This is a genomic window from Streptomyces odonnellii, assembly GCF_000981895.1.
GTDB lineage: Bacteria > Actinomycetota > Actinomycetes > Streptomycetales > Streptomycetaceae > Streptomyces > Streptomyces odonnellii.
This window is the reverse complement of the sequence record NZ_LATD01000199.1, coordinates 1-4,006: the sequence shown is the minus strand read 5'-3', so window position 1 is coordinate 4,006 and position 4,006 is coordinate 1. Positions and strand designations below refer to the sequence as shown.

At 69.6% G+C, this 4,006-nt stretch carries 4 protein-coding genes and 1 pseudogene; 4 read left to right on the top strand and 1 reads right to left on the bottom strand.

The window, feature by feature from the left end; genetic code table 11:
- The 3 genes from WH07_RS19305 to WH07_RS19295 all read left to right on the top strand — a co-directional run.
- Window positions 1-1,004, top strand: a 1,004-nt coding sequence (locus tag WH07_RS19305; RefSeq protein WP_046501390.1) for a replication initiator, incomplete at its 5' end; no start/stop codon positions are given.
- Window positions 977-1,165, top strand: coding sequence for a helix-turn-helix domain-containing protein (locus WH07_RS19300; RefSeq protein WP_106409622.1), 189 nt, complete (start codon window positions 977-979; stop codon window positions 1,163-1,165). The genes WH07_RS19305 and WH07_RS19300, both read left to right, overlap by 28 nt.
- Window positions 1,165-2,364, top strand: a complete 1,200-nt coding sequence (locus WH07_RS19295; RefSeq protein ID WP_046501389.1) for a tyrosine-type recombinase/integrase — start codon at window positions 1,165-1,167, stop codon at window positions 2,362-2,364. The genes WH07_RS19300 and WH07_RS19295 overlap by 1 nt, the downstream gene beginning before the upstream one ends.
- Window positions 2,365-2,443: 79 nt before the next feature.
- On the opposite strand, the gene mtnA is transcribed toward WH07_RS19295, so the two are convergent.
- Window positions 2,444-3,598, bottom strand: coding sequence for an S-methyl-5-thioribose-1-phosphate isomerase (gene mtnA, locus WH07_RS19290; protein WP_046501387.1), 1,155 nt, complete (start codon window positions 3,596-3,598; stop codon window positions 2,444-2,446).
- Between the two features lie 194 nt (window positions 3,599-3,792).
- Here mtnA and WH07_RS41250 point away from each other — a divergent pair.
- Window positions 3,793-4,006: pseudogene (locus WH07_RS41250) on the top strand (hypothetical protein); the annotation flags it as partial.

The window sequence follows — 4,006 nt, the reverse complement described above, 5'->3', positions numbered from 1 at the left end:
CAGCCGCCGGCTGCCGCTGCGGCACCCGCCACCCCGAGGACGCACCCGAACTCGGCACAGCACTCGACCCCACCACGTACGACTACGCGGGCTCGGTCCTGTGGAACAACCACGCCGGGCACCTGTGGCGCTACGTCACGATCTACCTCCCGCGTGAGCTGGCCGCCCGCGTCGGCATCACCCAGCGCGAACTACGCGAACACCTACGCGTCTCGTACGGCAAAGTCGCGGAGTACCAGAAGCGCGGGGCCATCCACTTCCACGCCGTAATCCGCTTCGACGGACCGGACGGGCCCGACTCCCCACCCCCGGCCTGGGCAACGCACGACCTGCTCACTGACGCCTTACGGGCCGCCGCTGCCCGCGCTGAGGTCGCACTGCCTGCTGCCGGTGAGTTCCCGGCCCGGGTCCTGCGCTGGGGCACACAGCTCGACGTGCAGCCCATCGGCGCCTTCGGCAACGGCGAAGACCTCACCGAACAGGCGGTCGCTTCCTACGTCGCCAAGTACGCCACCAAAGCCGCGGAGACGACCGGCACCGTTGACCGGCGCATCGGGGAGATGGCCGAACTCGACAAGCTGCCGAGTCTGCCCGACCACACCCGCCGCCTCATCCGCGCGTGCAAGGACCTGGACGACGCGTATCCGGATCGGCGGCTGTGGGCCTGGGCTCACATGCTCGGCTTCCGCGGCCACTTCTCCACCAAATCCCGCCGCTACTCAACCACCCTCGGCGCCCTCCGGCAGGTCCGCGCCGACTACCGCGCAGCACAGCAACGTACCGCCCTCGGACTACCCGACCCGAACGACCACCCGGAGGCCACCACGCTCACGGTCGCGCACTGGGCCTATGCCGGGCACGGCCACACCCCCGGCGAATCCTGGCTTGCAGCCAACATCCGCCGTGACATCGAAGTCGGCCGCGAAACCGCCCGACAAGCCCGCGCCGAACTCCGAGACGAGGAAGGGGATGCCGCGTGGCTGCCGGAACTGCTGAGCTGCTGACCGTGCCGGAGGTCATGGCCGCGCTGAGGCTGGGGCGCTCCACCGTGTACGACCTGATCAGGTCCCGCCGTCTCGCCTCCATCAAGGTCGGCCGGGCCCGCCGCATCCCCGCCGTTGCCGTGCACGACTTCATCGCCACCGCCGTACGGGAGGCAGCCTGATGGCCAAGCGCCGCCCCAATGGTGGGGGCACGATTACGAAACGCGCTGACGGCCGGTATCAGGCGGCTGTCTATGTTCCTCAGCCCGATGGGACAACCAAGCGCAAGTACGCGTACGGGAAGACCTACGACGAATGCGATCGAAAGCGGCGCGAGTTGCTCGACCGTGCCAGCGACGGCATCCCGACCCCAACCCGGGACATGACGCTGGGGCAGTGGTTCGACTACTGGCTTGAGCGCATCGTGAAACCCGATCTTGCCCCGGGAAGCTACCGGACCTACGAACAGACCGTACGCAACCACCTGCGCCCGCGCCTGGGCTCCAAAGTCATGGTCAAGCTGGGCGTTAAGGAGCTGAGGGCGGTCGTAGCGCGCCTGGCGGAGGAGAAGGGGGCCAAGACCGCCAAGCACTCGCTACGGGTCCTCTCTGCGGCGCTGGCGGCTGCGATGGTGGAAGATATCGGCCTCACGAGGAACGTGGCCAAGCTCGTACACGTGCGGGCATCGACTGACAGCGGCACAAGCTGGGACGCCGTGACGGTGCTCCGCTTCCTGGCTGAGGCACGGCGCCGGACCGTGTACTACCCGGCGTTTCTGCTGCTCTGCCTCCTCGGCCTGCGTCGCGCTGAGGTGTGCGGCCTGCGCTGGGAGAACATCGACCTGGACAGCCGGATTCTGTGGGTGGAACAGCAACGGCAGCGTACGAGTGCCGGAACGATCGACGTGGAGCTGAAGACTGACACGTCCAAAGCGCCATTGCCGCTGCCCGCGCAGTGCATCGCGCCGCTGCGGTGGACCCGGATGCGCACCGCCGCCATGCGTGCCTCTGCGCTCGCGAGCGGTCGCCCGTGGGCGGATGATCCCGATGGCCACGTGTTCGTCACCCGTACCGGCCAGCCGCTTCAGGCAGCCTGCCTCTACGCGACGCTGCAACGGGTCCGGGTGCGGGCCGGTCTCGGCAAGATGAACCCCAAGGGGCTCCGCAAGTCCTGCGGAACGCTCCTCGTGCATCTCCGCGTCCACCCGAGGATCATCAAAGCGATTCTGCGGCACAGCCGGATCGCGACCACGCTCGACATCTACGCCGAGGCGCTCGACCCCGACGTGATCGAAGCCGTGGGCCAGCTTGACCGGCTGCTGCGGCAACCGGCTCGCATCAGGCAGTTGGAGGCTCACCAACACGCCGCCGACCCCGACTGATGTCACCGTTGGATGTCACGGCCCCTCTTCCCGCGCATCGTCGCAGGCAGGGGGGCCGCTTCCGTGGGTCGATGCGACATCATCCCATTAGCTCATCGTTACCTTGGCGTGACCTGACACACAGCTCCGCGATTCCGGCCCCGGTCACCGGGGACAGCGCGCCTTTTTCGGTGACGATCGCCGTCACCAGTTCCGGGGGCGTGACATCAAAAGCCGGGTTGTACGCCTGCGTTCCCAGCGGTGCCACCGGCATCCCACTCCCCGCTTCCGCTCCCGCTGCCACCTGTGGCGCCGTGACCTCTGTCACTTCGTGCCCGGGCCGCTGCTCCACCTCGATCGACGCCCCGTCCGGGGTGTCCAGGTCGATCGTGGTGGTCGGGGCGACCACGATGAACGGCACATGGTGGTACCTGGCCAGGACGGCGAGCGGATAGCTCCCCACCTTGTTCGCCGTGGAGCCGTCCGCGGCGATGCGGTCGGCCCCGATCAGAACGGCGTCCACCTCCCCCGCCGCGAACAGCGAACCAGCCGCGTTGTCCGTGAGCAATGTGTACGCCATCCCGTTACGAGCCGCCTCATACGCCGTCAGCCGCGCCCCCTGGAGGAGCGGACGGGTCTCGTCCACCCACAGGCGCCTCAGCCGCCCGGCCCGGTGGGCCGACAGTGCCACGGCGAACGCGGTTCCCTCCCCGCCCGAGACCAGCGCCCCGGTATTGCAGTGGGTCAGGATCCGGTGCCCGCCCCCCGGCAGCAGTTCATCGAGGAGACTAAGCCCAAACTCGGCCATCCGCGTGCTGGCCTCGGCATCTTCCCGGTGCAACAGCTTCGCTTCGGCGAGCGCGGCGGCGGCCGCCTGCTCAAGACCGGCCCCCTGGTCGACCGCCGACCGGTACGCGTCCCGCGCCCGCCGCACCCCGTACCCGAGGTTCACCGCGGTGGGCCGCGCCTGCGAAAGCTGCGTCGCCGCGTCCTCCACGTCGTAACCGCGCAGCGCCGCCAGCGCCACCCCGTAGGCGCCTGCGATCCCCAGCAACGGTGCCCCCCGCACCGCCAGCGTCCGGATCGCCTGTACCAGCGCGGGGACATCCGTACAGACCAGCTCCGTCTCCTCGACCGGAAGTCTCGTCTGGTCGAGGAGTACCAGTACGGGCCCTTCCGGCGGCTCGTCCCAGCGAATCGAGGGGAGCATGGACGGCTCCGCGCCGACCGGGGTTTGTGCGTACTGATCAACCATTCGCTCAGTCTGCCCGCTACGGAGCGGACAATGAAGGCAAGCACGAACGCGAGAAGGAGATACGGCCCCCGGTCCGCCCACAGCCGACGCGTGGCACGATGGCTGGCAGCCCGCCGCCCCGCTCCGCGGACAGGCACCGCTGACACGCCGGCTCTCCGAGTTGGCCCCGCAACCAATCCACGAGGTGGACGACCGTGAACGACACTCCGGGCTGGGCCTCGCCCGGATCCGCCCCGTCCGACGGCCAGGATCCCACCGTGCCCCGGCCCGCCGAGCCCGCCGACGGTTCTGGCTCCTCCTCGAAGTGGTCCGCGGCCCAGCCGCCTCCCGGCCAGTGGTCCCCGCCCAGCGCCCCCGGCACCGGACTCCCGCCCCAGCGGCCCGCGCCGGGCCCGGGCGGACCGCCCC